The sequence below is a fragment of the Pedococcus sp. P1_H8 genome (assembly GCF_056405175.1).
Window position 1 is genome coordinate 1 of sequence record NZ_JBFUCP010000514.1, and the last position, 350, is coordinate 350.

Annotated in this window: 1 protein-coding gene; it reads left to right on the forward strand. The window is 75.1% G+C overall.

The window, feature by feature from the left end; genetic code table 11:
• The coding region (locus tag AC1DYG_RS21105; RefSeq protein ID WP_477641763.1) for a hypothetical protein at positions 1-350 on the forward strand (350 nt) is incomplete at both ends.

The window sequence follows — 350 nt, forward strand, 5'->3', positions numbered from 1 at the left end:
GCACACCCAACGCGGGACGGCCGAGCTGATCACGGCGGTGGCAGCGGCGGCGAAGTCGCTGCCGCGCACCACGCCGGTGCTCGCCGCGCTCAAGGCGGTGACGGAGTCGGCGGGCGCGCTGCGGACCCGTTCCGAGGCCGCGGCGTCGTCGCAGCGGGAGCTGGACCAGGCCATCGCCGACCTCAGCGCCAAGGAGAAGGCGTTGCGGTCCACGGCGGTCGCGCACCGGACCCCGCACCTGGCCCGGGACCTCGACTCCCTGGCGGCCGCCATCGGGCACTTCGAGAAGCAGGGCGACTTGGTGCTGCGGTGCCGCCGCGAGCACGCCAAGGAGGTGGAGCACCTGCGCG